A 23080-nucleotide genomic window follows, 5' to 3' on the forward strand; every position below is an offset into this window, starting at 1 on the left:
AGCATGTCCTTCAAATCACTTCGTAATATTGCATTGACTGGTTTACTGCTTTCCGCTGCCGCAACAACCTTTGCAGCAACATCTACAACCACTAAAGCAACGGGCACGACCCCGAGTGATATGACCTGCAAAGAATTCCTCGATCTGAATCCTAAGTCATTTACTCCGGTTGTGTATTGGGTATTGAATGATGATACTCAATATAAGAAAGGCGATTATGTTGATCTGCAAGAAACTGATACTGTCGTGACACCGAAGGTAGTTGAAGTATGTAAGAAAGCACCTGAAAGTAAACTTTCTGAAATTAAACAGGATATTGTAGGTTTCGCTAAGAAACATATGTAACTTGTAGGTGCGCAACGTTAAACACAGAGTCGCGAAGTAAATAAGGCGCTAATTAACTTTAAATGTTTAATTAGCGCCTTATTTTTGTGATAAATGTAAAGTTAACGACTAACACTCAACTTATCATAACCTCGCACATAATAATTAACAGCCGAAATTATCCAGCATAATATAAACATGCCTATTATCCAGTAACCAATCTCGCCTAAATTCTCACTAATATTATTAATCGGCGTCCAGACTCCTCCGGTTAAATTCATTTTGTCTGCAATCAATCCTAACGCTTCAATCCCACCGATAAAGAAAGCAATAATAACCGACGCTGCCGTAATGGTAATATTATAATACAATTTTCGCACCGGTTTAGAGAAGGCCCAACCATAGGCACCAATCATGACAAAATTATCGAGTGAGTCGATCAATGCCATACCCGCTGCAAATAAAATTGGGAATACCATAATGGACCACAAGTTCATGCCATGAGTAGCACTGGCGGCAGAAATCCCTAACACCCCCACCTCGGTCGCCGTATCAAAACCCAAGCCAAATAAAAACCCCACCGGATACATGTGCCAACTTTTATTGACCATATTAAATACGCGTCTGAAAACTCTGGCCAGCAGCCCCCCATTGTTGACGACTAAAAGATCCAGTTCTTCTTCTTGATAAACATGGCCCGCTTTGACTTGTTTAAATTTTTTATACACTGAAAGCAAGATAGTTAAATTGAGAAAAGCGAATAGTAATAAAAATACCGATGACACCAGCGTACCAATCAACCCACCGGTTTCATGAAACCACGCCATATCATCTTTAAATGCCATAGCCGTCGCGGCAATAGCCAGCGAGGCTAATATCACAATAGTAGAGTGGCCGAGCGAGAAAAAAGTCCCGACAGCAATCGGCGTTTTACCTTGTTGCATAAGCTTGCGAGTAACATTATCGATAGCCGCAATATGATCCGCGTCAACAGCATGGCGCAGGCCAAAACTGTATGCCAGAAAAGCCATCCCCATCAGTACCGCATTATCATTAAATTCGGTAAAAGCCCAAACCCAAGCTAACCCATTAACTACCAGCAATCCGATAAGCAGATAGATGGCGTGGCGTTTGGTTTGCTGATTACCAAACGCCACTCTTTTTTCTGTCACTGTCGTCATGTTCGCACTCCAGATTATTTTCAGCCGTATAGCGATCAAATGTTCAGAGCAAAACGTCCAGAGCGGAATAGTTATTGTCGATGTGCTGGCATCACATCTTTATTCGGAACCAAGAACAGCCATGAAGCTAAAACAAACGGCATGGTCAGTGTTGGAATACCAATCGGTAACAATAAGGTATTCAGCGCCCCCTGAACCAACACGGTAAATATAACCCCCACAATGGTGTAAGCCAGCACACGCCAACTGGGTTTATTAAAGGTCGAGCCCAGAGCTATCGCGGTCAATACCGCACTGAAAGCATAAAGCCCGGCGTTAATATCATGGGGATTAGCATCTAGAAAAGCGGCGGTGAGGATGGCTAATATCGCACCACAAATGGCAAAAATAGCCGCCCACAAAGATTCCACCGCCAATCCGATAACAAATAGAATCCCTCCGACCAGGCTACTGAATAAGAATACCTGAGAAATACCGTTAAACATGCTGACAAAAGTATTGCCGCCACCAAAGATGCTCCCGGATTCCAATATAAATTGATGTGGCAAAGCCGGTGTGGGTAATGCGCTACTGTGCAAACCGCTAAAGGCGTAACTTGCCAGCAGAATCATCCAAGTGGTGAACACGAAGGGTGCAGTTAATGCCGCGACTTTCCAGGTTTTTAAAATATCGGCAATACACACGGTGGCGATTACCGACACGATACTGCCTAGCACAATGCAAGCCCATACCACCGGAGTTGCCATTAAAAATGTCGGGAGAGCCGCGCCAACCAAGCACCCATTATAGCCATACAACCCTGCACGCCATGATTTACGGTCACGCATGGTTAAACCGGTAAGCGTGGCAACCACCGTACCTAACACACAGCCATAGGCAACAGCCGGGTTACCTTCACCATAAGCACCGACAAATATGGCGATAAAAAAGAATAGCCCGGTGAGTGGATTATTCTGGAACATTACCTGAGCACAGCCACGCAGAGTTGTATCAATAAATTCAATAAAAACATTCGAAGCGGCCAGTTGTGTCCAGCCAGATTGGTTATCTGTTTTTGCATTCATTATCTTTACCCTTCTTACTTGAAGCTGCAGCAGTATTAGCTGCTCTCACGCACCCGAATCACTTACTGATGTAAGCTCATCGGGATTCATTCGTTTGCTGCCTTGCTGCAACTCCAATTAATTTGGGTAATCCCCTTCTAGCTTGAAGCTGCAGCAGTGTTAGCTGCTCTCACGCACCCGAATCACTTACTGATGTAAGCTCATCGGGATTCATTCGTTTGCTGCCTTGCTGCAACTCCAATTAATTTGGGTAATACCCTTCTAGCTTGAAGCTGCAGCAGTATTAGCTGCTCTCACGCACCCGAATCACTTACTGATGTAAGCTCATCGGGATTCATTCGTTTGCTGCCTTGCTGCAACTCCAATTAATTTGGGTAATACCCTTCTAGCTTGAAGCTGCAGCAGTATTAGCTGCTCTCACGCACCCGAATCACTTACTGATGTAAGCTCATCGGGATTCATTCGTTTGCTGCCTTGCTGCAACTCCAATTAATTTGGGTAATCCCCTTCTAGCTTGAAGCTGCAGCAGTGTTAGCTGCTCTCACGCACCCGAATCACTTACTGATGTAAGCTCATCGGGATTCATTCGTTTGCTGCCTTGCTGCAACTCCAATTAATTTGGGTAATACCCTTCTAGCTTGAAGCTGCAGCAGTATTAGCTGCTCTCACGCACCCGAATCACTTACTGATGTAAGCTCATCGGGATTCATTCGTTTGCTGCCTTGCTGCAACTCCAATTAATTTGGGTAATCCCCTTCTAGCTTGAAGCTGCAGCAGTGTTAGCTGCTCTCACGCACCCGAATCACTTACTGATGTAAGCTCATCGGGATTCATTCGTTTGCTGCCTTGCTGCTCTCGTTACTCGCCCATCCTTGGGCCTCGCCTCCATAATGTTGATTACCCAGCCTGAGTATTAGCGCCACAAAAACTGCGCCGGCAGCGTGATACCAAGAATCTCCTCACGAGCTATCTTCCAGAACTGGCGAATCTCGGCCTTCACTCCGCCGCTGTCGATACCCAGTGCTTTAAACACTAAACCACAGTCATTAGGTAAGCGTGTTGCCCCACTGGCGATACCGGCTTTAATGTCAAAATGGGCCGCCACCCGAGCCAGAATGCGGTCATGATGCTCTTTCGGGGTTAATAAAATCACGTTGCCGAAAGCATCAAATGTTTGCATCACACCAACAGCATCAAGACTCTCTGACTTCGGCTCCAGAACATATTTCTCAACAAATAGCTCTTTTCCTGCCAAATCATGGGCCGCCACTTTCGACGAATACACATCAAAGCCGAACCGTTCTTCGGCATGATGGTATTTACGCCCTGACATCAGTATTTCTGAATAAATTGCGCTTGCCGTCGGATGAATATTAATAGTGGTATCAGTAATAAAACGTGAATTACGATGTGGGATCAGCGGGTCCGGCATAAACTCCAGATAGCCTCCCTCTTCCACGGTGAAATTCTGTATCTGCGAGGCATAGTTCGCATTCATCATATGAACTTTGGTGGCCGACTGTGTGGTAACATGCGCGCAAGCTCCAGCCTCCACATGTATATCAGTTGCCAGCCGGTCCCCTTGTAAAATACACCCCGAGGTCGAAATCATGGTGACGCAAGGTAATTCAGGCATTTCTTCATCCCAGTACAGTGCTTTTTGTACCATCGACGGCACCCGTCTTTCCATTTCGGCCAAAATACTGCGATGCTCACGTTTGGCAAATCTCAGTTTGAGATAACCACTTTTCCCTACGGCCCCGCTACGCATCTGCACCGGTTCATCCTGATATCTCGCTAATTCCGGCGCGTTAACACCTAATGCGTGAGCGCGAACCCGTGAAGGTGTCTCCACGATATTCTGGCTCTGCGATGTCATGCATTTGCTCCTTCAGGCTGTACGTGAGTAAACAGAAAATCACGCATAATCATATCCACCAGCTCTTCAATCCCCTGACCGGTTTTACAGTTAGTCAAAATATAAGGGCGCGTGCCACGCACCACTTTGGTATCACTTTCCATCACATCCAAACTAGCGCCGACATAGGGGGCAAGATCAATCTTATTGATGACCAGAATGTCTGCCTGAACCAGTCCAGGGCCATTTTTGCGCGGAATTTTTTCCCCTTCAGCCACATCGATAACATAGATATAGAAGTCAGCCAGTGCCGGGCTGAAAGTCAGTGTCAGGTTGTCACCACCACTTTCAATCATAATCAGGTCACTGTCCGGGAAACGCTCTTCCATCTCTTCTACTGCGGCAATATTCATGCTTGGGTCTTCACGTACCGCGGTATGCGGGCAGGCACCAGTTTCAACCCCAAGGATTTTCTCTTCATCCAAAATGCCTTTCAGGGTACGTTTCACCTGCTTGGCATCTTCTGTTGTCACAATGTCATTAGTAATAATCAGTGGCTTAATCCCCCGTTTAATCAGAATCGGGGTGATCACTTCGATGATGGCGGTTTTACCTGAACCTACCGGGCCACCAATACCAATGCGGGTAATCTTTTTGCGTTTATCGGTTGAATGGCTATTCACGGGGTAATCCTCTTAATTTTGATCTGGCTTTAGCTCTGCACTCGGTTAATACAAAACCAAGCACTCAGAATACAATTTATTAATCAGTTAGTTACTAAATAATCTGACGTGTGCTTTCACATGCACCGCCGCCAATACATCCACAATCGGCACATAAGAAGACATCTGGTCAATATCACCTATCTCGGCAATATCACAGAACGTCTCAATGTCATGGTTCAACTCAAACAAGATGCGCTGGGTGTCGAAATGGGTCACGCGCATCAAACGCATAGCCGCACTTAATATCGTCATCGCTACACCGTATTGATGCATAACCACCACTTCCCGCTGCCTTATCCCTTGTGCAGCCATAACTACCGCCTGAGTCACCGGATAGGTGCCTGCGGTATTGCCACTTTTTATCTGCCCCAGCCACCAACTGATCAGCGGGTGCTCCACCACATGGATAGACATCTCCGCCAATTTTTTCCCCATTCGGGTTGCCATCAAGCGGCTTTCTTCATTTAACTTACGATTATTTACTGCCCAGTCAGCACGGATGATGCCATCACTATCATCCGCCATTACGGCCCGATGGGCCGCGACAACCCCCATACCATCACAGCTCGCTGCCTGCTTTAACGCCGTCAGGACAAAGCCTTTTAATGTGGGCACGTCATGAACCACGCCGGTTTGAATGGCTGATTCCACACCATTGGAAAACGTAAAGGCCCCGACCGGCAGTACGGAATCACCAAATTGCATGATACGAATCAGATCTGATGCATTCATTGCGGTGCCTCCCTGCCTCAATCAGTGTTTATGGTCGCTATCATGATCACCATGACTGTGATCGTGGTCGTGGCTATGGCTATGACCTTCACCATGAGAGTGAATACTGTGAATATGTAAGCCAGAACCATGGGGTTCATCCAGAGGGCTGGCAACATGAACATGGGTATCAGTGTCTTCAGCGCCACCAAACAACAGCCGTGCTTCAGAGTTGGTCAGCAATGGCAGAATCTCTGCCCCTTTAACAAAACGGAAAGGTAAGTGCTGGAAGCCATGTGTTCGCATGACCGAGTCCATCATGGTGGTAGCAACCGTTAGAGGTACGTACACCTCATTATTTTTAGTCACCGCTTTCCAATGCTGATTACCCAATGCGTGGCCCAGTTCGAAGCAGGTTTTAATCAACTCATCCGCTGAACGGTTTTTCAGTTCACTCAAATCAATCACCATCACATCGCGCAAATGGATCTGCACCACTACTGCTACGTTGCTTTCTTCATCCCATGTCAGCACATCACCATCAGCAAGTACCACGTTCCTGTCGAGAGAAATACCGAGATCCAACCCCTGCATGGTGGATTTACGGCAGCGGCTTTTTTGCGCTTCCCGTTGATCCAAAACCAACAGATCAACAGTGGCATTTTTAAGTTTCGCCTGCCAAACCGGATCCTTTTTCACATTGCCAAGAATGTGCTCTATCAAAATCATGTTGTTGACTCCTTGCCTGTGTCAGATTGCCCACAGTAATGAAATCCTTTTCTGTATCATTCATCCAAACGCGCCCCCTCCTTGGCACTAAATAATACTTACTGTGGGCAAGCTGAATTCTGAAGTAACGGATTAGCGTCCAAACCTCCTATTAACCAAAGAAATAGCGCTGGTTCATTGATGCTGTTTCGATAGGTTCACAGGTGGCATGTACGCCATCCACTTTCACCGCAAAGGTTTCAGGGTCCACTTCAATATTGGGGGTTTGATCATTACGCACCAGATCATGTTTAGAGATGGTACGGCAGTTTTTAACCGCCATAACCTGACGTTCCAGCCCAGCTTTCTCTTTCACGCCATCGTCGAGAGCGGCTTGGGAAACAAAGGTGACGCAAGTGTCTTGCAGGGTTTTGCCCATCGCACCAAACATTGGGCGATAGAATACCGGTTGTGGCGTTGGTAATGATGCGTTCGGGTCACCCATTGCCGCCCAGTTGATCATGCCACCTTTGATAACCATTTTAGGTTTAGCTCCGAAGAAGCGCGGATCCCACAGTACCAGGTCGGCCATTTTACCTACTTCGACTGAGCCGATAACATGGCTAACACCCTGTGCAATTGCGGGGTTAATAGTGATTTTTGCCACATAACGTAGTACACGGAAGTTATCGTTATTCGGTGCATCTTCTGGTAATTTCCCGCGTGATGCTTTCATCGCGTTAGCGGTTTGCATTACACGTAGCCAGTTTTCCCCGACGCGCCCCATGGCTTGCGAGTCACTAGAGAACATGGAGATAACACCCATATCGTGCAGAACGTTTTCTGCCGCGATGGTTTCCGGACGCACACGGCTTTCAGCAAATGAGACGTCAGCTGGCACATTTGGATTGAGGTTATGACATACCATGATCATGTCGAACAACTCAGCCTGACTGTTGACACCGTATGGTAGAGTTGGGTTGGTTGAGCTTGGCAACACGTTAGGTTGGCTGGCCACGCGGATAATATCGGGTGCATGCCCCCCACCCGCACCTTCAGTATGGAAGGTGTGAATAGTGCGGCCTTCGAATGCATCAATGGTATCTTCCACATAGCCACATTCGTTCAAACTGTCGGTATGTACCGAAACCTGAATATCCATCTCATCTGCCATGCGCAATGAGTGGCGCAGGGCATTGGCGGTCGCACCCCAGTCTTCATGGACTTTATAGCCAACCACACCAGCAATGGCTTGTTCCAGCAGTGGACCACGTCCGTAGGAGTTACCTTTACCCAGAATACCCACGTTGACAGGCAGACCTTCGATAGAACGTAACATCTGGCGAATATTCCATGGCCCCGGCGTCACAGTTGTCCCGTTGGTACCATCGGTTGGGCCAATCCCGCCACCAAAGAAGGTTGCCACACCGTTGGACAGCGCATGATAGGCCTGCTGTGGGGAGATTAAATGAATATGACTATCAATACCGGCAGCGGTCAGAATCAAATGCTCACCTGAAATGGCATCAGTACTGACACCGACCACCATTCCTGGTGTCACCCCATCCATCACACCTGGGTTACCACTTTTACCGATACCGGCAATTTTGCCATCGCGAATACCGACGTCAGCCTTAATTACCCCTAAACGAGCATCAACAATTGTGACGTTGGTTATCACTAAATCCAGCACACCATTATCGCGGGTCAGATGGTTATTCGCCCCCATCCCGTCACGCAATGACTTGCCACCACCGTAAACGGACTCTTCACCATATCCACGCAGGTCTTTTTCGATTTCGATAAACAGATTGGTGTCACCCAAACGGATTTTATCGCCAGTCGTTGGGCCAAATAGACCCGCGTATTCTTGCCGAGAAATTTGAGGCATCTGTCGCTCCTTTCTTTTTCCGGTACGTGTAACTATAGAGTTGATTACACATATATAGCTGATTACACGTATGTGAATTTCTATATTATAAAGGTGTCATTTAGACGATTTGAAACCACGCTCAGCCGCACGACGGATAGCCTCTAGCTTATCTGGGCGTTCGCTATTAGGCACCACGCCTTCGCCGGTCCAACCATCCACCAGATTGTTAAAGCCATACAGTGTTTGCTTGCCACCGAAAGGGATCAGCGGAACTTCGGTTTCATCACCGGGTTCAAAACGAATTGCGGTGGTTGAGGAGATATTGAGTCTCTTGCCATAAGCCGCAGCACGGTCGAACTCCAGTGCACGGTTAACTTCGAAGAAGTGGAAATGCGACCCCACTTGAATGGGTCGGTCACCGGTATTGCGAACTTTAACTTTGGTTACTGGCTTATTTTCATTAAAGGTGATCGGTGTATCAGCTAAAATACAGCCCCCGAGAGGGGTATTCTGTTCTGCATTATCTTTAGTGCTTTTCTTTGCGCTCATGCTTTAATCCTCTGCAATAATCAGTTCAGGTTTTACTCGCATGCTGCCATCGGTGTTATTTAATAGGATCGTGCACCGTGACCAACCGGCTACCGTCAGTAAAAATTGCCTCAACCTGAACATTCGGAATCAGATCAGCTACCCCGTCCATCACATCATCTTTAGTGAGAACTTTGCTGGCTTCTTTCATGACATCTTCTACCGATTTGCCATCTCTGGCCCCTTCCATTGCAGTCACGGTGATGATAGAAACGGCTTCGGGATAATTGAGTTTCAAGCCACGCGCTTTGCGTTTGAACGCCACATCAGACAGCGTGTAGATCATGAGTTTTTCAACTTCTCTTGGGGTGAGCTGCATAAGCCCTCCTGTATGGTGTTAAGAAAGTGAAAGTGAGAAAAACAACCTACTAGCTCTATAACTGCTAGCCCTCTAATTTGCCTTGTCAGTAAAGGGTTATCCCTTGTTATTACTGATAAAATAGGCTTTTGATGCCAGTTAATTAGTATATTTCAGAATTTAAGCGCATCCTCCTGCATATCTTGTTAGATTCTTCATTTGAGTTCTGCTTTTGCGTTTTAACCACCCTCAATATGCTGCCCGACATTTGCGCTGCAACTTAAAATATCGAAAGAACGACTGCCGCCCGTTATACAGCAAGATATTACAATCGTGTATAAAGGTGTTATCCCGCTGGATTGATTTGTATGATGAATTTTTGATGGGTATTTTTTACCGCTTTTAGTTATGCCAATCAATAGGTGAATGGCATCCGCTAATATTTTTTTACTAAAACAGAAAAGGATTACTGCATTTATCCACAGTAAACAACAAACGGATGAATCGATTAAACGTTTGCTTCCCATAGCTAACCAATCCCTTATTCAGCGCTCAGTTTCGGTATGTTCTTTTTGTAGCATAGATAATTATAAATCAATATGTTGCTATAAAAAAAACACCTCTAACCAATATAGACCAAAAACTGGAAAATTCATCATTAATTACCAACTTGATAAAAAACACTGTAGCGATGAGGGTAGGGTAATTAAATGTAATTGAAAATCAATTAGTTAGATGTAAAATGATGCGGTTTTATATTCATCACAAATAAAGAACACCAGAACTCCCACCAAAAATAGATGTTAAGTCGGCATGCTGAGACAGAAACAAAATCACACAAACCCTAAGGGGTGTTAGCCTGATAAGAATACGTTAAAATACTAATCACTGTGTATAGAATAGCCACCTACTTCAAGTTAATATTGAACGCTATCTCAATTTATTTATGTAAAGTTATCTTACCGTGATGTTAATTATCATCTCCACTGTATAACCCCGCGTTTTTATCATTATTTAAACAGAACATGATCCTAATCAATAATTCTATTTTCACTTGGAAATAAAACATCTCATACATTGAGTGACTATCACTCTAGATAATTATTTAATCGATTACATTTTAATTTACCGTTATTAACTCATCCTGTTTTTATCAATGCCAAACCAATTTGAGGCTTAACCACTGGTTTTTGATAAAGAGGGATTTTACTTTCACGCTCTGGTATCCATATACGTGAACACACCTTTTCCAATAAGGATTTATTGTGGCTGAAAACAATGAGCCCCAATGGGCGGTGTGCCGCTTCGTCTAATAAAACGCGCCAAATTTGTGCCTGAACATGTGCATCCAGTTGTGCCGTTACTTCATCGGCAATCAAGTATCGGGTGCGCGGATCCAGTGCCCGCAATAGTGCGATACGCGCCAACTCGCCCCCCGACAATTCATCAGGCCGGCGCTTCAACCAATCAGGATTAACGGCCATCCGCTCAAGCCAATGTGCTGCGGGTCGCCAGGCATCATGCAAGCTCTCCCCCGTAGTCCGGTAAGGATTGAAACTTTGTTCTGGATGCTGTGGCACTAACTGAATAGGACAATAACCTTTTTTTGCCAGTGGCGCGCCACCGAGCAAAATCTGGCCGGAAGTGGCTGACTGCCATTGTGCTAATACCCGGCCAAGGGTCGTTTTACCAAAACCACTGGGAGCCGAAATACCTAAGCGCTCTCCGGCTGTTAGAGAAAATGAGATGCTATCCCACAACAGTTTGCCACCTTGAACCACCGTCAGATTATCGACACTAAACATATTCGCCCACCTCCGACAAGGCTATGTGCTGACTGACAAATTGTTGCTCCGGTAGCGCCGCCCATAGTGACTGTAGCAAGGGGCTACCACCGTTATTCTTCAATTCTTCAGCACTCAGCGTCTCATGTAGCTTACCCTGATGTAACACCGCAATCTTATCGGCAAAACGTGCCGCCAATGCCAGATCATGAGTTACCCATAAAATGCCCCGCCCTTGTTGGCAAAAAGCCCGCAGGTGAGTCAGTAACTGGCAGGCATGCTCGTCATCGAGCCACGAGGTCACTTCATCAGCCAAAATATAGCGGGCATTGGTCAGGGTGGCACAACTGGTCAGCACCCGTTTTGCCATGCCGCCAGAGAGTTGGCGAGGGAAGTCATGCACCAACCTTGGCGCAAGATTGTAGGTTTGCAGTTGCATTGCCACATCTTCTAGCCGCAGTTTTACACCACTAAGCTGCGCGGCGCGGGTCATTTGTGAGCCGACTTTAATTAATGGATTTAGCGCGCTGACCCCTTGAGGAACGTAACATAACGTTTTTCCGCGCCGTTCAATTTTGTCTTGGGCGCACAACACCTCACCATCAAGGATAATCTCGCCATGACAACGCATATTGTCTGGCAATAAACCCAATGCACTTTGTAACAACAGACTTTTGCCTTCACCGCTACCGCCAACTAACGCCACCAGTTCCCCCGGATTCACCTCCAAAGAAATATTACTCAGCAGAGGATGCCAGGTTTTTCGCCCCAGCCAGCGGTAATGAGCAACATCAATAGCAAATTTTGCAAATTTCAACATCAGGTTATCCTCACCCAGAGTTGTTGCAGCGACCGGGCAAACTGGTCAAATACTAATACCAATCCCACCAAAATCAGGCCAGGGAAAAAAGCCAGCCACCATGCCCCACTGCTCAGGTAACGCAGTGCATCCGCTAATAAGATCCCCAACGACGGCTCATGAGGTGACAGCCCAAACCCAAGAAAACTGAGCGCTGCGCTGTGTAACACCGCATGGGGAAACATCAACAGTGTGCCAACAATCCATTGTGGCAGTAATAACGGTAGCAGATGATGACGCCAACGGTAAAAATTACTGTTACCCAACCGATGAGACAACATCACATAATCAGTCTCGCGAATACGTAAGATTTCTGCGCGTAAAATCAGGGCAAGCTTTGGCCAATGGGTGAGGGCTACCGCCAGAATAACGCCTTGTTTCCCGCCCCCCAAAGTGAAGCAGATCAGCACCAATAACAGCAAGTGGGGCAATGCCAACATACTGTCAATTAATCCGCGAATGATATAATCCAGCGTTTTATTGATAGCACACAAACTGGCAGTGAGCATCGCCAGCAGCCCACTGGCAAAAGCAGCAATCAGGCCAATTTGTAAACTGGTTGTCATACCCTGAAAACAGCGCAACCACAAGTCGCGCCCCAGACTATCAGTACCAAACCAATAAGCCGGTGATGGCGGCTGGCGGCGCGCCATCAGATCCATCGGAACTTCAATGGGATAAATAACCCAGCCATAAACAATTAAAATGAGTAATAGCGCCAATGAAACGAACAGCCGAAACAACGCCCGGTTTGGGTTATAAGTCATAATTGCCGCGCAGCTCCCCTATTTAAGCGGTGTAACAGTGCGTTGGCAACGCTGTTACCGCAAAAGACCAATATGGCGCAAAACATGACGATCCCCATCAGTAACGGAATATCGCCGTGAAGCCCGGCATCAATAGTGGCTTGCCCTAAGCCGGGATAGGCAAAAACTTTCTCCGCTAATAGCGAGCCACCCAGTAATTCCCCCACAGAGGCAAATTGCAGACAAAGCGCTGGCGTAATGGCATGGCGTAAAATATGGAAGTGAACCAATGACCAGCCCTTATCTCCCTGAGCACGTGCATAACGAATAAACTCGCTATTCATCACCTCAGCAACCCTGGCTCGGGTATGCAACGCAATATTGCCAACCCCCAATAATCCCAAGGCCAGCATCGGCAGAATGAGATGACGCAGTTTGTCGCTCCAACTGGCTGTTTCAGCATTGCTTCCAGGTGCCCATGCACAGCAAATCGGCGCCCAATTCAGCTTCACCGCAAATAATGACAGCAACAATAAACCAATCCAGAAAGTGGGTAGCGAAGCTAATAAATATGACAGGGTTGAGATCAAACGATCAGGCCAGCGATTAAGATAACGCCCCGCAGTCAGCCCCAGCAGTAGCCCAACAATGCCGGAGAATAGCCATGCCGAAAGCAGTAACGCAAACGAGGTGGCAAAACGTTCACCAATGACCTGTGAGACCGGCGCGTTATACAGCATGGAGTAACCCAAATCACCTTGCAAAACCTGAGTAAACCAATGCAGAAAACGCTGCCACAAAGGCAGATCCAACCCCCACCGCGCCGCAATCAGCGGATATTGTTCCGGTGGAACATGCAGCAGCTCACTGCCAATATAGGCGCGTATTGGGTCTACCGGGGAAAAACTCAGCAGCGTAAAAGTGCCTACTGCGGTGATTAGCAGCAGGCAAATTAAACGCAGAGTAAATAGCGAGACCCCCTTCATTACTGACAGGTCCATTTCCAGCTATCCAGGCTATTAAGCAGTGACCAGGAACCATGGATTTCCGGTGCCCCCTTACCTAAATCAACGCAATCATTAGCCAGGTAAGTATGCTGAATATTCAATAACCACGCCCACGCCGCATCACCGCGAATACCGGCACCGGTCGTTCCATCCCAATCAACCTGTTGCCAAAATGGCACTGCTTGTTCCCAGGTTGGCGCATCCAGTGCCTGTTGCAGATGTTTATCAACTACCGGATTCTGGTAGTAGCCTGGATTATAATATTCAACACCGGCAGCTTTACTGCTGTAGTGATGGTACAGCTCCATGGGATCAAGGCTACCCCAGCCAAACAACGTGGGGTTAGCATGCATATTACGTTCAACGGTTTCCCAGCTACCGGATTTCAAATCAACATCAATACCAATAGGTTTCAGCATCGAACGCAACGCCTGGGCTAAATCGCGGCGCGTAGTATCACCGCTGGTATACCAAAGCGTGATTTTGGCCGGCACCCCACTTTTTTCTCGAATACCCTCACTGTTCAGCGCCCAACCGGCCTGTTCTAATATCTGTTTGGCTTTTTCGCTATCACCATCTTTAATGGCCGAATCTGGGTTATTCCATGGCAGCCCCTGTACACCTGTATAGGCAGGAATAGCATGACCCTCCATAATTTGGTCGGCCAGGAGTTGGCGGTTAATGGCATAGTTAATGGCACGGCGGATAGCAACATCAGCCGTTACATCATTACCAATCGGATAACCCTGAGCATCTTTCTTACCCGCCGGAGTGGTCGGGAACACGATGCCACGGTTTTCTACACTTGGCCGCACCCATAACTTCATGTTATTGACCGGACCTGCCGCCATCGATGGTGGAATGCGGACGACCCCTAACTGCCCACTTTGCGCCGCGGCAAAGGCACTGTCTTCATCAAGAAAAACAAAAATCAGTTTATCGAAATCATTCTTATTACCGGCATAATGAGGATTGGCTTCCACGATCATTTGCTGACCAGGTTGGAAGCTCACCAAACGGTACGGGCCAGCACCAATAGGGTTTTGTGCATAGGTTTTGGCATTATATTTATCAGCAGAAACGATCCCCAGCGATCCCAACACATTTACAAAAGTACTTTGTGGCGCTTTCAATTGGATTCGAATATTGAGGGGATCGATTTCTTCGGCGCGGAGGAAATTACCCATATCGACTTTACCGCCACTGGCAGCAGCATTGTTATAGGTAAACACCACATCTTTGGCCGTCAGAGGAGATCCATCAGAGAATTTGAGGCCCGGCTTGAGCGTCAGAGTCCAGGTTTTACCGTCGTTGCTGGTTTTATACTGGCTCAGCAGAAAATTATTCCAGCTAAGATCTTCATTTTGTTTTAGCAACGGGCTATGCAATAGCAGATAACTGCCATGACTCCAGCCTAGCATTGGGTCAAAGCCTTCGGTGGGTTCATCACCGATAGCCAGTTGCAGTGTATGTGTTGCGGCACTAACGGGAACAGAAAAAACACTGAGTAGAGCGGCTGTGAGTAAGGTAGTTCGGAGCCATAGACGTTTAGACATGAATCATCCTTTGATAAATTAGCCAGTGAATATAGGGCATTGCCTGTCAGGCAAAGATTCAACAAATAATTAAGCGTAGCACTAAACATTAATATGGGTAATAGATGTCTTTTTTAGTATTAAAGACCAATTTCACAACTTTAGTTAGAACTTAACAGCATTCAACTAACAAAAGTCAGGTTTAGATGAGGTAAATCAAAAAAAAACAAGACAGATCTAAAATTGATTATAAATAAAATTGATCTACATCTATAAAAACGACAAAGATAGTAAATGAAATAGTCGATATATTCCTTATAATATCGCCTTGCAACAAGATTCGCCGATTAGTACCCACAAACCAAGAGATATAGCCTATTAATTCATGGCCGCGTTATTTTCAATCAAGAAGATTAATTATCGAGCCATTGGTGCAATTTTTATTTTTCCGTCAAGCATCGGAACACTGCGAGGATATTAAGATAAGTTCCAATCGGGAATTATTACCCATTGAGGGAAATCTATCATAATAATGAGAGAAAGAGAGTGATTGAGTAGACATTCTTTCGCACCAGAATAATTTTTCTGACACAGATTATCCCTCACAGCCCTTTACACGCCCACCCACCTTGAAGGTAAAATACTTGAATATCTGGGTATACATATCGATAGACATATCACAGGCCTGTCACGATCAACATCAGGTGTAGCTGGATTTTCGGACACCTGTAAATCATTTCATGCACGAAGCCGCTCTGTCGCCAGTTCGGGTTAATATACTGGTAATAAATAATGTTCCCAATTCCAATTAGAATAATACCCGCAGAATAGTACTCATATTATTACATTTATTTCTGTTACGTAATGCCGTTGCGATATCTGACAAAACCACACCAATACCTGGATATCATAACCTCCATCTAATTCACCGCTAAATCCTTTATGCGATAAATATTAAAGTAATGAAACTATACTATTTACACGTATATTAAAATTCACAATATGCAGTAGCTATTCTAGCGAACACACAAATTTACAGTAAATACTTAACCATTAGGCTGGTAGGTCATCTCGTAAAAATAAGCGCTAAACGGCAACTCATACAAAACTTGAGTACTCTCCAAAAGCGAAGGGAGGATTTTTGGCTCGCAGCGTGAATAGTCTTCTGTAGGATATTGGCGCTGACAGTATCCCCGAGGGCTATCGATAAAATCCATCTTAGGAATGCGTTTAAGCACTAAAACTTTCCCTTCACTGTTCCCCATTTGAGGTTCAATAAAAAAGAAGCTGAGCTGAGATATGAGCGCCGTAATGCTAATAGCCACTACGACTATCCACAGATAAATAGAACGCATACAGAATTCCTGCAATGAGTAAACACGATTACTCTATCAGCTAACCTATAATGAACGCCAAGAATAATAGCAGTGGTTGTCCATCGCAGGAGAAAAAGCACTTTTATATTCAAATATTGCAGCCACAGCTCACTGGATCCCTGGGTTTATCTATGTCCGTGATTTTCGTGTGCAGCGGTAACCCCTCATCACGCCAGCCGGTGACACCTCCTATCATCTCTTTAACCGCATAGCCAAGTTTGCTCAAATTAACGGCGGCGCGGTGAACACCGTTGCAGTGGGGACCAGCACAGTAAATCACAAATAATGTCTCTGGCGGATAGAGTGAAAGCAAAGTGGTATCCATTAATCGATGAGGAATATTGATAGCTCCCGGTAGGTGTAGCGTGGCAAACGCCGCCTCACTACGCACATCTACCAACACAAAATCTACATTACCTTGCTGCTGGCTGGTATAGACATCTGAGCAATCAGTTTCAAATGCTAAACGCTGGGAAAAGTACTGTAATGCGCGTTCTGCACAAGCCGCTGGGATCTGACTGACTAAACTGCTCATATGATTTCTCCATTCAATATTATGAAGCATCACTTTATGAAATGGCATTAGCCGATTACAGTGGCAGAAATGACAATAAACCACTGAGATACGCCAATGAATATTTCAACTGCATCAATATCTGCCAACAGACCAACGGAGGAGCCGGGATTAGTGGTGACGCTGGCTTACGACGGATTGTGCCTATTTGAGTTTGGTATTGCGCAGGAAATATTTGGTTTAGCTCGCCCTGAATTTGATTTTCCCTGGTACCGGCACCAAGTGGTCGGTGTAGAACAACACATCACTACGGCCAATGGCAGCCTACATATTCAAGTTGATACCGATTTGTCCCTACTGGAACAGGCTAAAACCATTGTGATACCCGGTTGGCGCAGCCCTGACGCCCTCCCTCCAACAGCACTTACCGAGGCTTTGCAGCAAGCAGTTGCACGTGGTGCACGCATTATATCCATCTGTTCTGGCGTTTTTGTACTGGCGGCTGCGGGGTTATTACAGGGGAAAAGCGCCACAACTCACTGGCGCTATACCGATTATCTGGCACAACACTATCCTGACATTCATGTCGATGCCAATGTGTTGTATGTAGATGAGGGGCAAATTATCACCTCTGCGGGTAGCAGTGCCGGTATTGATGCCTGCTTACATCTGATTACCCGTGATTTTGGGGCTAAAATCGCCAATCAGGTAGCACAGCGGTTAGTCATGGCTCCCCAGCGACGGGGCGGGCAACAGCAATTTATTCCGCTGCCGCTTGCCAAAGAAACGCATCGGGATATGGCAAAAATGATGCAGCAAGTGCGCGGGCAACTGGCCCAAAATTGGAGTGTCAGCCAAATGGCCGCCGAATTGGCGCTCAGTGACAGGACATTTTTACGGCATTTTTCTGCCGCCACGGGCCAATCACCCAAAATATGGTTACAGCACGAGAGAATGCACAAAGCGAAAGAATTACTAGAAAGGGATCAGATGAGTATTGCGAGGATTGCCGAATATTGCGGATTTCAGACCATTGAAGGTTTTAGAAATGCATTTCGCCAAAAAGTAGGGATCACACCTGCGGTGTATCGGCGGCAGTTTAAATATAACTAAGGGGGATATTCCAGAGTAATGAATCAATATCGACGATTTTAGAAAACTAAAAACCCCGCCGTGGCGAGGTTTTTAGGTTGTTGGTTAATCTTATTTTAGAGATAAGAATAATATTATTGAGGATATTATTGTCTGCTCCGGCTTAGGCCATCATCGCTATCGCAACTTTCCAACAATACTTTTTACCAACAATACGTTTACCAAAAAAAATCTGACCTGAGCCAGATTTAATTACAGCTAAACGTGATAGATAGCAGTGTAAATTACAGTGCTACTACGTTTACAGCTGAAGGGCCTTTCTGGCCTTGCTCGATGCTGAACTCTACGTTCTGGCCTTCATCAAGAGTTTTGTAATCAGTGCCCTGGATTGCAGAGAAATGTACGAATACATCTTTGCTACCGTCAGCAGGAGAAATAAAACCAAAACCTTTACCAGCGTCAAACCATTTTACTAAACCAGTCATTTTATTAGACATAGAGATATTTCCTTCATTATTTGTGCCAAAACGTGGCAATTGTGGTCTGCTGATCAAGAGTTACTTATGGGGGCACTAAAGAAGGAAATTCGTCGGAGAAGTGATGTCTAAAAAATATCGCTTTAACTAGGAACTGCTTTACTTAAATGGCTTACATAAATAGGTCTGTGCTACAAACCGATGAAGCTATTAACGCATGCTGAGATATTAATAGCAAGGCTTATTTATTTTGAGTATTAAATGAATGATAAAAACAAATCGTGCATAAATTATGATATACCCTAAATAATTCAAGTTGCAGGAAGGCAGCAACGAAATGAACCCACGGAGTTGAAATAACTCAATGACCTGGGTGAGTGATGGCAGCCAACGCACATGCAGTTTGAAGTATGACGGGTATAAAACCAACTGTCATACATCGTCCGGTGGCATCCTGTGCCGGGATAGAAAGACAGATTCTAGCGGGTGAGGTTATGCTCAGACTTCGTTATAATGCCAATGAAAATCGGAAGCCGTCATAAAGGAAAAGCAATGACAATGCGTGAGCTTGAAGTACAGTTTCTTAATGCAATGAGTGAGTTGCAGTCAACTTTTGAGAAGCAGCATCAGACATGGCAGGCAAGCTACAATGCATTGCAACATGAACTGGAGCAGTCAAAAGCACGGGAAACAGCATTGCGTGCTAAAAATGATATGTTGCTTAGAAAGCTTAATACTGCCAACACCTTGCCAGAACAACATTCATTAGTTAGGCAGATTAAAGTGTTAGGTGCACATCTTGATGCTCTGGCGAAAGATGCTGCCGCTTTCAATCATCATCTGAATAATCAGCAACAAAATAGCGATAATTTCAGTGGCGATAACCCTTAAACACTTCGTTGACTTTATCTACTCAGGCGATTTAACAGCCAGATAATTTTACGTTGTCAATTACACCTTTTATGGCGCAAAGAAACATTCAATGACGTGGATAATTATTGCTGTTTTGATCGTAGTTTTTATTGTCGGCTACCGTGTGTTGACATCAGATACCCGCAAAGCGGTGGATACACTGGCCAATTTACTGAAGATAAAACCGATTTACATTGAATCCATGTTGCAAGAGATGGGGCAACGTCAGACACAAATGTTTATCCGCTCCACCAGCAATGGCTATGCCGAGGATGTGAGAAAGGCAGCTTATCTGGTCTTTATTTACCAAACCTTTATCAAAGACTCTTCCGATGAAAATGTGATGCAATGGCGCAATACGCTGATTCGCTCACATATATCCCCAATGCTAACGGCCGAACATACCGAAGCGGCTTTGTTCTATTTCGCAGAACTGGATTTAGATGCCTTTGAATTGGCGCAATTCCGCCGACAATATAATATGCAGTTTAATCAGGAAGCTGACGCCGTATTGCATTGATTCTGGCGCTACGGCGCGGTGACATTTATTGCGCCAAGGCGAGCTAGTTTTACGGGTACATACTGTTTAGATAACGCAATAACATTTCTCTTGAGCTAAAACCGTGGGCAATACCGTAGCGGTCATCAGCTTCACCGGCCAGATAGAGCGGAAACTCCACATACTTATCACTGATACGAATAGTTGCCGTGGGTGTGGCAAACAACAAGCTTTTATCTTTATGCGCTGGGTGAATAACCAATGCTGTTCTGCCCATTCGGGCTTCACGGTTAACATAAACGTAATGCTCCGCTTTACGATAACCGTAAGCCTGATCAACCGTATAATCCCGATCAAAACCGGCATTCTCCAGGACCTTAGCCACTTCATCTGGCCGTAAATACATTTATTTCCCCTCTTTTTGACTACTATTGAGCGACCTTACCGTAATAAATAAGGGAAACCACGTATTTATTGGCTCAAAACGACTATTTCGGAATAGTCTACACGCCATGTTCATCTCATCAGCGTTGTTTCTACTCGACTGGCGCGTTAATAATCCGTTGCTGGCGTGGTAGCGTCGCACGCCAAAACCACCACAAAAAGAGGCTGACTGAGTTACGGATAATAAAATCTTATTCCGCCCCCAGTGAGGGCTTGTTTTCACGCCATTGCGATGGGGTAATGCCCTTAACTCGCATAAACTCGCGATTAAAATTTGATTTAGTCTGGAACCCCGCCTCTAGCATAATATCGATCACTGGCAGCTCCGTACGCATCAATAGCATCGCGGCATGATCGACCCGCAACTGATTAACGTATTGCGAAACATTTTGCCCCGTTTGCTGATTAATGGCCTGCGACACTTTGCGCGGGGCAACACCAACTTTGCGCGCCAACGTTGATAAGTTGAGTTGACTCTCCAGATACAGATTATTTTTCTTTAAGGTCAATAAGATGACAGAGAAAAGCGCCTCCAGCGATTCAGCTAATGGCTTATCATCCATTACCGCCAACTCAGCCGACACCGCAGCAATCGGCTCTTCACGATGTGCGCTGGTCGCTAGGGTGTAGCACATTGCCAACGTAATCAAAAGGTTGCTCAAGCTGGCTATTAACCCAGCCTGATTTCCGGCAAAAAATGCATAGTCAGCACTGATAATGATATCGCCCACCCCCGACCCAATCAGCAAGATAGCCATCAGAAGCCATAACCGGTAGCTAAGCCAAATTTTTTCCACAGAGATCTGTTGCAAACGATCCTCACCAGGGCGCAAGTAAACCAGCACCGCAAGGCCATAAGACAAATAACTGATAATGACCATTGCATCGAGCCACTGCGGCGCGATCCAGACACAAATTGCCGTACCGATAGGGCCTAAAGCATGTATCCCAAGCTGGCGAATACCCGCCCTCCTCTCCCCGGTTGTACTGAGGAGTGCTAAATAAGTCAGCGGGGGGATAGTCATAGCGACGATAGGTTGTAAGCCATTAAACAGGGCAAGATGATAGCCATAGCGCAAGCCAATCAACCCGCTTTGTAATGCACAAACCAGCAATAGCAGCAGTAATAATCCTCTCTGTTTACCGGATTTAATCAAATGATAAAACAAACCAATACATAAAATTGATAACAGAAAAGAGACGGGAATCAGTGGCATAACCCTTGCCTTAACAAGTGGATATCGTGAATAACGGTTTTGTAGTGTAGACAGCCAGATAAGCGAAAACAAGCAGGTTCAGGGACTGGATCATGATCGAGGTCGCGGCTAAATGCTCTTCCCTCTAAGGTGACAAATAACTCAATCAGTCAGGATATTAAATCATGAAAAATGCTGTGCTGTGCTTCTGTTTTTTGCTGTTTTTCCCGATGGTCAGTTATGGCTGGCAAACAGCGGTTACTCACATTTCATTCAATGACACTCAACGCCTGCGCCAACTTGATAGCTTAATTTATTATCCAACGGCGAAACAGGGAACAACGTCCCTACTGGGTGATAGTGCCGTCTTCAACGGTATCTCGGTTTTACCTGATGCCCCCCTTGCCACAGGCCAATTTCCATTGATTGTCCTCAGCCACGGCAGTGGTGGCAACAATACCAGTATGGCGTGGTTGGCAGATAAGTTGGTGCAGCAAGGTATGGTGGTAGTCGCAGCCAATCACCCAGGCAGTACCACTGGTAATTCTATTCCGGCCAAATCGGCACAGCTATGGTTACAAACTGAAGATATCTCTTTTATTATTAGCGCATTACTGTCTGATTCGCGCTGGAAGTCGGTACTGGATAATCAGCCTATTGGGGTAATTGGCCATTCGAAAGGGGGTTATAGTGCTATTGCGGCATTGGGTGCAACGCTTTCATTTCCACGTTTCATTGCCAGCTGCCAACAGCAGCCCGAACAAGCCAACTGCCAGTTTTATACCCGTGCGGACGTAAAATTAAAGGCACTTCCAGTGCGGAAATTTGAAGGGAATTATGCCGATAAACGTTTACGTTTTGCGGTCGCTTTGGACCCCGGCATGGTGCCCTTTTATCAAAACAGTAGCCTGTTTCATTTAACAGCCCCACTGCTTCTGATTAATGCTCACTATTTTATCTCACCGAATATGGCACTAAATCTGGGCGGGAGCGAGTGGATAAAGCAGCTTAATCCGCCGGGTATAACCACAAGAACCTTAGCCCACAGCGGACATTTCGATTTCCTGCCAACCTGTAAACCGGCAGCCCGCGCAGTTCTGGCAGAGGAAGGCGAAGACTTTATCTGTGCGACGTCAGTGACGGAAAGAGAAAAGTTACATCAGCAAACGGTTCAACAGATTGTTGAGTTCCTGCATCAACAACATATTTTGCACTGATATTTCAATATGATAATGGTGACGCACAAACCATGCAAACTGTGCGAGGCTAAATAAAGGTGTCGGTAAGAAACAGCACACAGGCAAGTGATA

Annotated in this window: 25 protein-coding genes; 5 read left to right on the forward strand and 20 right to left on the reverse strand. The window is 45.8% G+C overall.

Annotation, left to right across the window (positions count from 1 at the left end):
* Positions 1 to 3: 3 nt before the first annotated feature.
* The gene (hdeB, locus tag Q2T72_RS16710; protein WP_083163069.1) at positions 4 to 345 is read left to right on the forward strand and encodes an acid-activated periplasmic chaperone HdeB; all 342 of its coding nucleotides are present in this window, start codon (positions 4 to 6) and stop codon (positions 343 to 345) included.
* 101 nt (positions 346 to 446) lie between these two features.
* Here hdeB and Q2T72_RS16715 read toward each other — a convergent pair whose 3' ends face one another.
* From Q2T72_RS16715 to Q2T72_RS16795, 17 genes are all read right to left on the reverse strand, one after another.
* A complete protein-coding gene (locus Q2T72_RS16715) occupies positions 447 to 1505 on the reverse strand; it encodes a HoxN/HupN/NixA family nickel/cobalt transporter (protein ID WP_083163067.1) in 1059 nt (352 codons plus the stop codon).
* 71 nt (positions 1506 to 1576) lie between these two features.
* Complete coding sequence (gene yut, locus Q2T72_RS16720) at positions 1577 to 2569, reverse strand: urea transporter (protein WP_083163065.1); 993 nt, start codon at positions 2567 to 2569, stop codon at positions 1577 to 1579.
* A gap of 913 nt (positions 2570 to 3482) precedes the next feature.
* The gene (locus Q2T72_RS16725) at positions 3483 to 4448 is read right to left on the reverse strand and encodes an urease accessory protein UreD (RefSeq protein ID WP_083163063.1); all 966 of its coding nucleotides are present in this window, start codon (positions 4446 to 4448) and stop codon (positions 3483 to 3485) included.
* On the reverse strand, positions 4445 to 5110 hold the full coding sequence (gene ureG / locus Q2T72_RS16730) for an urease accessory protein UreG (protein WP_005188826.1): 666 nt from the start codon (positions 5108 to 5110) through the stop codon (positions 4445 to 4447). Before ureG ends, Q2T72_RS16725 begins: the two co-directional genes overlap by 4 nt.
* Before the next feature lie 87 nt (positions 5111 to 5197).
* Positions 5198 to 5884, reverse strand: a complete 687-nt coding sequence (locus Q2T72_RS16735) for an urease accessory protein UreF (RefSeq protein ID WP_083163061.1) — start codon at positions 5882 to 5884, stop codon at positions 5198 to 5200.
* A 21-nt stretch (positions 5885 to 5905) separates the two neighbouring features.
* The gene (gene ureE, locus Q2T72_RS16740; RefSeq protein WP_083163059.1) at positions 5906 to 6592 is read right to left on the reverse strand and encodes an urease accessory protein UreE; all 687 of its coding nucleotides are present in this window, start codon (positions 6590 to 6592) and stop codon (positions 5906 to 5908) included.
* 151 nt (positions 6593 to 6743) lie between these two features.
* Positions 6744 to 8462 carry an urease subunit alpha gene (locus Q2T72_RS16745; protein ID WP_083163057.1) on the reverse strand — a complete coding sequence of 573 codons (1719 nt, stop codon included), beginning with the start codon at positions 8460 to 8462 and terminating at the stop codon, positions 6744 to 6746.
* A gap of 96 nt (positions 8463 to 8558) precedes the next feature.
* Positions 8559 to 8993, reverse strand: a complete 435-nt coding sequence (locus tag Q2T72_RS16750; protein WP_083163055.1) for an urease subunit beta — start codon at positions 8991 to 8993, stop codon at positions 8559 to 8561.
* 55 nt (positions 8994 to 9048) lie between these two features.
* On the reverse strand, positions 9049 to 9351 hold the full coding sequence (locus tag Q2T72_RS16755) for an urease subunit gamma (protein ID WP_002215288.1): 303 nt from the start codon (positions 9349 to 9351) through the stop codon (positions 9049 to 9051).
* 218 nt (positions 9352 to 9569) lie between these two features.
* Positions 9570 to 9857: a hypothetical protein gene (locus tag Q2T72_RS16760; RefSeq protein WP_227746584.1), complete on the reverse strand. Its 288-nt coding sequence runs from the start codon at positions 9855 to 9857 to the stop codon at positions 9570 to 9572.
* A gap of 612 nt (positions 9858 to 10469) precedes the next feature.
* The gene (locus Q2T72_RS16765) at positions 10470 to 11135 is read right to left on the reverse strand and encodes an ATP-binding cassette domain-containing protein (protein ID WP_083163053.1); all 666 of its coding nucleotides are present in this window, start codon (positions 11133 to 11135) and stop codon (positions 10470 to 10472) included.
* Complete coding sequence (locus tag Q2T72_RS16770) at positions 11128 to 11934, reverse strand: ATP-binding cassette domain-containing protein (RefSeq protein ID WP_372569511.1); 807 nt, start codon at positions 11932 to 11934, stop codon at positions 11128 to 11130. The genes Q2T72_RS16765 and Q2T72_RS16770 overlap by 8 nt, the downstream gene beginning before the upstream one ends.
* The gene (locus Q2T72_RS16775) at positions 11934 to 12740 is read right to left on the reverse strand and encodes an ABC transporter permease (RefSeq protein ID WP_372559718.1); all 807 of its coding nucleotides are present in this window, start codon (positions 12738 to 12740) and stop codon (positions 11934 to 11936) included. Before Q2T72_RS16775 ends, Q2T72_RS16770 begins: the two co-directional genes overlap by 1 nt.
* Positions 12737 to 13705 carry an ABC transporter permease gene (locus Q2T72_RS16780; protein WP_083163047.1) on the reverse strand — a complete coding sequence of 323 codons (969 nt, stop codon included), beginning with the start codon at positions 13703 to 13705 and terminating at the stop codon, positions 12737 to 12739. Before Q2T72_RS16780 ends, Q2T72_RS16775 begins: the two co-directional genes overlap by 4 nt.
* A complete protein-coding gene (locus Q2T72_RS16785) occupies positions 13705 to 15282 on the reverse strand; it encodes an ABC transporter substrate-binding protein (protein ID WP_372569512.1) in 1578 nt (525 codons plus the stop codon). The genes Q2T72_RS16780 and Q2T72_RS16785 overlap by 1 nt, the downstream gene beginning before the upstream one ends.
* A 1025-nt stretch (positions 15283 to 16307) precedes the next feature.
* Positions 16308 to 16616 carry a DNA-directed RNA polymerase subunit beta gene (locus Q2T72_RS16790; RefSeq protein WP_083163043.1) on the reverse strand — a complete coding sequence of 103 codons (309 nt, stop codon included), beginning with the start codon at positions 16614 to 16616 and terminating at the stop codon, positions 16308 to 16310.
* Between the two features lie 109 nt (positions 16617 to 16725).
* Complete coding sequence (locus Q2T72_RS16795; protein WP_083163041.1) at positions 16726 to 17172, reverse strand: rhodanese-like domain-containing protein; 447 nt, start codon at positions 17170 to 17172, stop codon at positions 16726 to 16728.
* 96 nt (positions 17173 to 17268) lie between these two features.
* On the opposite strand from Q2T72_RS16795, the gene ftrA reads away from it, so the two are divergent.
* Positions 17269 to 18264, forward strand: coding sequence for a transcriptional regulator FtrA (gene ftrA, locus Q2T72_RS16800; protein WP_372569513.1), 996 nt, complete (start codon positions 17269 to 17271; stop codon positions 18262 to 18264).
* Positions 18265 to 18527: 263 nt separating this feature from the next.
* On the opposite strand, the gene Q2T72_RS16805 is transcribed toward ftrA, so the two are convergent.
* Positions 18528 to 18740, reverse strand: a complete 213-nt coding sequence (locus tag Q2T72_RS16805; RefSeq protein ID WP_005275958.1) for a cold shock domain-containing protein — start codon at positions 18738 to 18740, stop codon at positions 18528 to 18530.
* A 531-nt stretch (positions 18741 to 19271) separates the two neighbouring features.
* On the opposite strand from Q2T72_RS16805, the gene Q2T72_RS16810 reads away from it, so the two are divergent.
* Together Q2T72_RS16810 and Q2T72_RS16815 are read left to right on the forward strand one after the other, a co-directional pair.
* Positions 19272 to 19610, forward strand: coding sequence for an MbeD/MobD family mobilization/exclusion protein (locus tag Q2T72_RS16810; protein ID WP_083163037.1), 339 nt, complete (start codon positions 19272 to 19274; stop codon positions 19608 to 19610).
* Between the two features lie 91 nt (positions 19611 to 19701).
* Positions 19702 to 20151 carry a DUF1198 domain-containing protein gene (locus Q2T72_RS16815; protein ID WP_083163035.1) on the forward strand — a complete coding sequence of 150 codons (450 nt, stop codon included), beginning with the start codon at positions 19702 to 19704 and terminating at the stop codon, positions 20149 to 20151.
* Positions 20152 to 20200: 49 nt separating this feature from the next.
* On the opposite strand, the gene Q2T72_RS16820 is transcribed toward Q2T72_RS16815, so the two are convergent.
* Together Q2T72_RS16820 and Q2T72_RS16825 are read right to left on the reverse strand one after the other, a co-directional pair.
* Entirely contained in the window at positions 20201 to 20536 is a 336-nt protein-coding gene (locus tag Q2T72_RS16820; protein ID WP_083163033.1) for a DUF2002 family protein, read from the reverse strand.
* Between the two features lie 229 nt (positions 20537 to 20765).
* Positions 20766 to 21791 carry a helix-turn-helix domain-containing protein gene (locus Q2T72_RS16825; protein WP_372569514.1) on the reverse strand — a complete coding sequence of 342 codons (1026 nt, stop codon included), beginning with the start codon at positions 21789 to 21791 and terminating at the stop codon, positions 20766 to 20768.
* Between the two features lie 164 nt (positions 21792 to 21955).
* Between Q2T72_RS16825 and Q2T72_RS16830 the strand changes: the two genes are divergently transcribed.
* On the forward strand, positions 21956 to 22987 hold the full coding sequence (locus Q2T72_RS16830; RefSeq protein WP_372569515.1) for an alpha/beta hydrolase family protein: 1032 nt from the start codon (positions 21956 to 21958) through the stop codon (positions 22985 to 22987).
* The last annotated feature ends 93 nt before the right edge of the window (positions 22988 to 23080 follow it).

The organism is Yersinia sp. 2466 StPb PI (genome assembly GCF_041538325.1).
Classification (GTDB): Bacteria; Pseudomonadota; Gammaproteobacteria; order Enterobacterales; family Enterobacteriaceae; genus Yersinia; species Yersinia enterocolitica_E.

Bases quoted from the DNA above. Each gene is read 5' to 3' on its own strand.
- hdeB (WP_083163069.1), top strand. From the start codon at position 4: ATGTCCTTCAAATCACTTCGTAATATTGCATTGACTGGTTTACTGCTT.
- Q2T72_RS16715 (WP_083163067.1), bottom strand. From the start codon at position 1,505: ATGACGACAGTGACAGAAAAAAGAGTGGCGTTTGGTAATCAGCAAACC.
- yut (WP_083163065.1), bottom strand. From the start codon at position 2,569: ATGAATGCAAAAACAGATAACCAATCTGGCTGGACACAACTGGCCGCT.
- Q2T72_RS16725 (WP_083163063.1), bottom strand. From the start codon at position 4,448: ATGACATCGCAGAGCCAGAATATCGTGGAGACACCTTCACGGGTTCGC.
- Q2T72_RS16735 (WP_083163061.1), bottom strand. From the start codon at position 5,884: ATGAATGCATCAGATCTGATTCGTATCATGCAATTTGGTGATTCCGTA.
- ureE (WP_083163059.1), bottom strand. From the start codon at position 6,592: ATGATTTTGATAGAGCACATTCTTGGCAATGTGAAAAAGGATCCGGTT.
- Q2T72_RS16745 (WP_083163057.1), bottom strand. From the start codon at position 8,462: ATGCCTCAAATTTCTCGGCAAGAATACGCGGGTCTATTTGGCCCAACG.
- Q2T72_RS16750 (WP_083163055.1), bottom strand. From the start codon at position 8,993: ATGAGCGCAAAGAAAAGCACTAAAGATAATGCAGAACAGAATACCCCT.
- Q2T72_RS16755 (WP_002215288.1), bottom strand. From the start codon at position 9,351: ATGCAGCTCACCCCAAGAGAAGTTGAAAAACTCATGATCTACACGCTG.
- Q2T72_RS16760 (WP_227746584.1), bottom strand. From the start codon at position 9,857: ATGGGAAGCAAACGTTTAATCGATTCATCCGTTTGTTGTTTACTGTGG.
- Q2T72_RS16765 (WP_083163053.1), bottom strand. From the start codon at position 11,135: ATGTTTAGTGTCGATAATCTGACGGTGGTTCAAGGTGGCAAACTGTTG.
- Q2T72_RS16770 (WP_372569511.1), bottom strand. From the start codon at position 11,934: ATGTTGAAATTTGCAAAATTTGCTATTGATGTTGCTCATTACCGCTGG.
- Q2T72_RS16775 (WP_372559718.1), bottom strand. From the start codon at position 12,740: ATGACTTATAACCCAAACCGGGCGTTGTTTCGGCTGTTCGTTTCATTG.
- Q2T72_RS16780 (WP_083163047.1), bottom strand. From the start codon at position 13,705: ATGAAGGGGGTCTCGCTATTTACTCTGCGTTTAATTTGCCTGCTGCTA.
- Q2T72_RS16785 (WP_372569512.1), bottom strand. From the start codon at position 15,282: ATGTCTAAACGTCTATGGCTCCGAACTACCTTACTCACAGCCGCTCTA.
- Q2T72_RS16790 (WP_083163043.1), bottom strand. From the start codon at position 16,616: ATGCGTTCTATTTATCTGTGGATAGTCGTAGTGGCTATTAGCATTACG.
- Q2T72_RS16795 (WP_083163041.1), bottom strand. From the start codon at position 17,172: ATGAGCAGTTTAGTCAGTCAGATCCCAGCGGCTTGTGCAGAACGCGCA.
- ftrA (WP_372569513.1), top strand. From the start codon at position 17,269: ATGAATATTTCAACTGCATCAATATCTGCCAACAGACCAACGGAGGAG.
- Q2T72_RS16805 (WP_005275958.1), bottom strand. From the start codon at position 18,740: ATGTCTAATAAAATGACTGGTTTAGTAAAATGGTTTGACGCTGGTAAA.
- Q2T72_RS16810 (WP_083163037.1), top strand. From the start codon at position 19,272: ATGACAATGCGTGAGCTTGAAGTACAGTTTCTTAATGCAATGAGTGAG.
- Q2T72_RS16815 (WP_083163035.1), top strand. From the start codon at position 19,702: ATGACGTGGATAATTATTGCTGTTTTGATCGTAGTTTTTATTGTCGGC.
- Q2T72_RS16820 (WP_083163033.1), bottom strand. From the start codon at position 20,536: ATGTATTTACGGCCAGATGAAGTGGCTAAGGTCCTGGAGAATGCCGGT.
- Q2T72_RS16825 (WP_372569514.1), bottom strand. From the start codon at position 21,791: ATGCCACTGATTCCCGTCTCTTTTCTGTTATCAATTTTATGTATTGGT.
- Q2T72_RS16830 (WP_372569515.1), top strand. From the start codon at position 21,956: ATGAAAAATGCTGTGCTGTGCTTCTGTTTTTTGCTGTTTTTCCCGATG.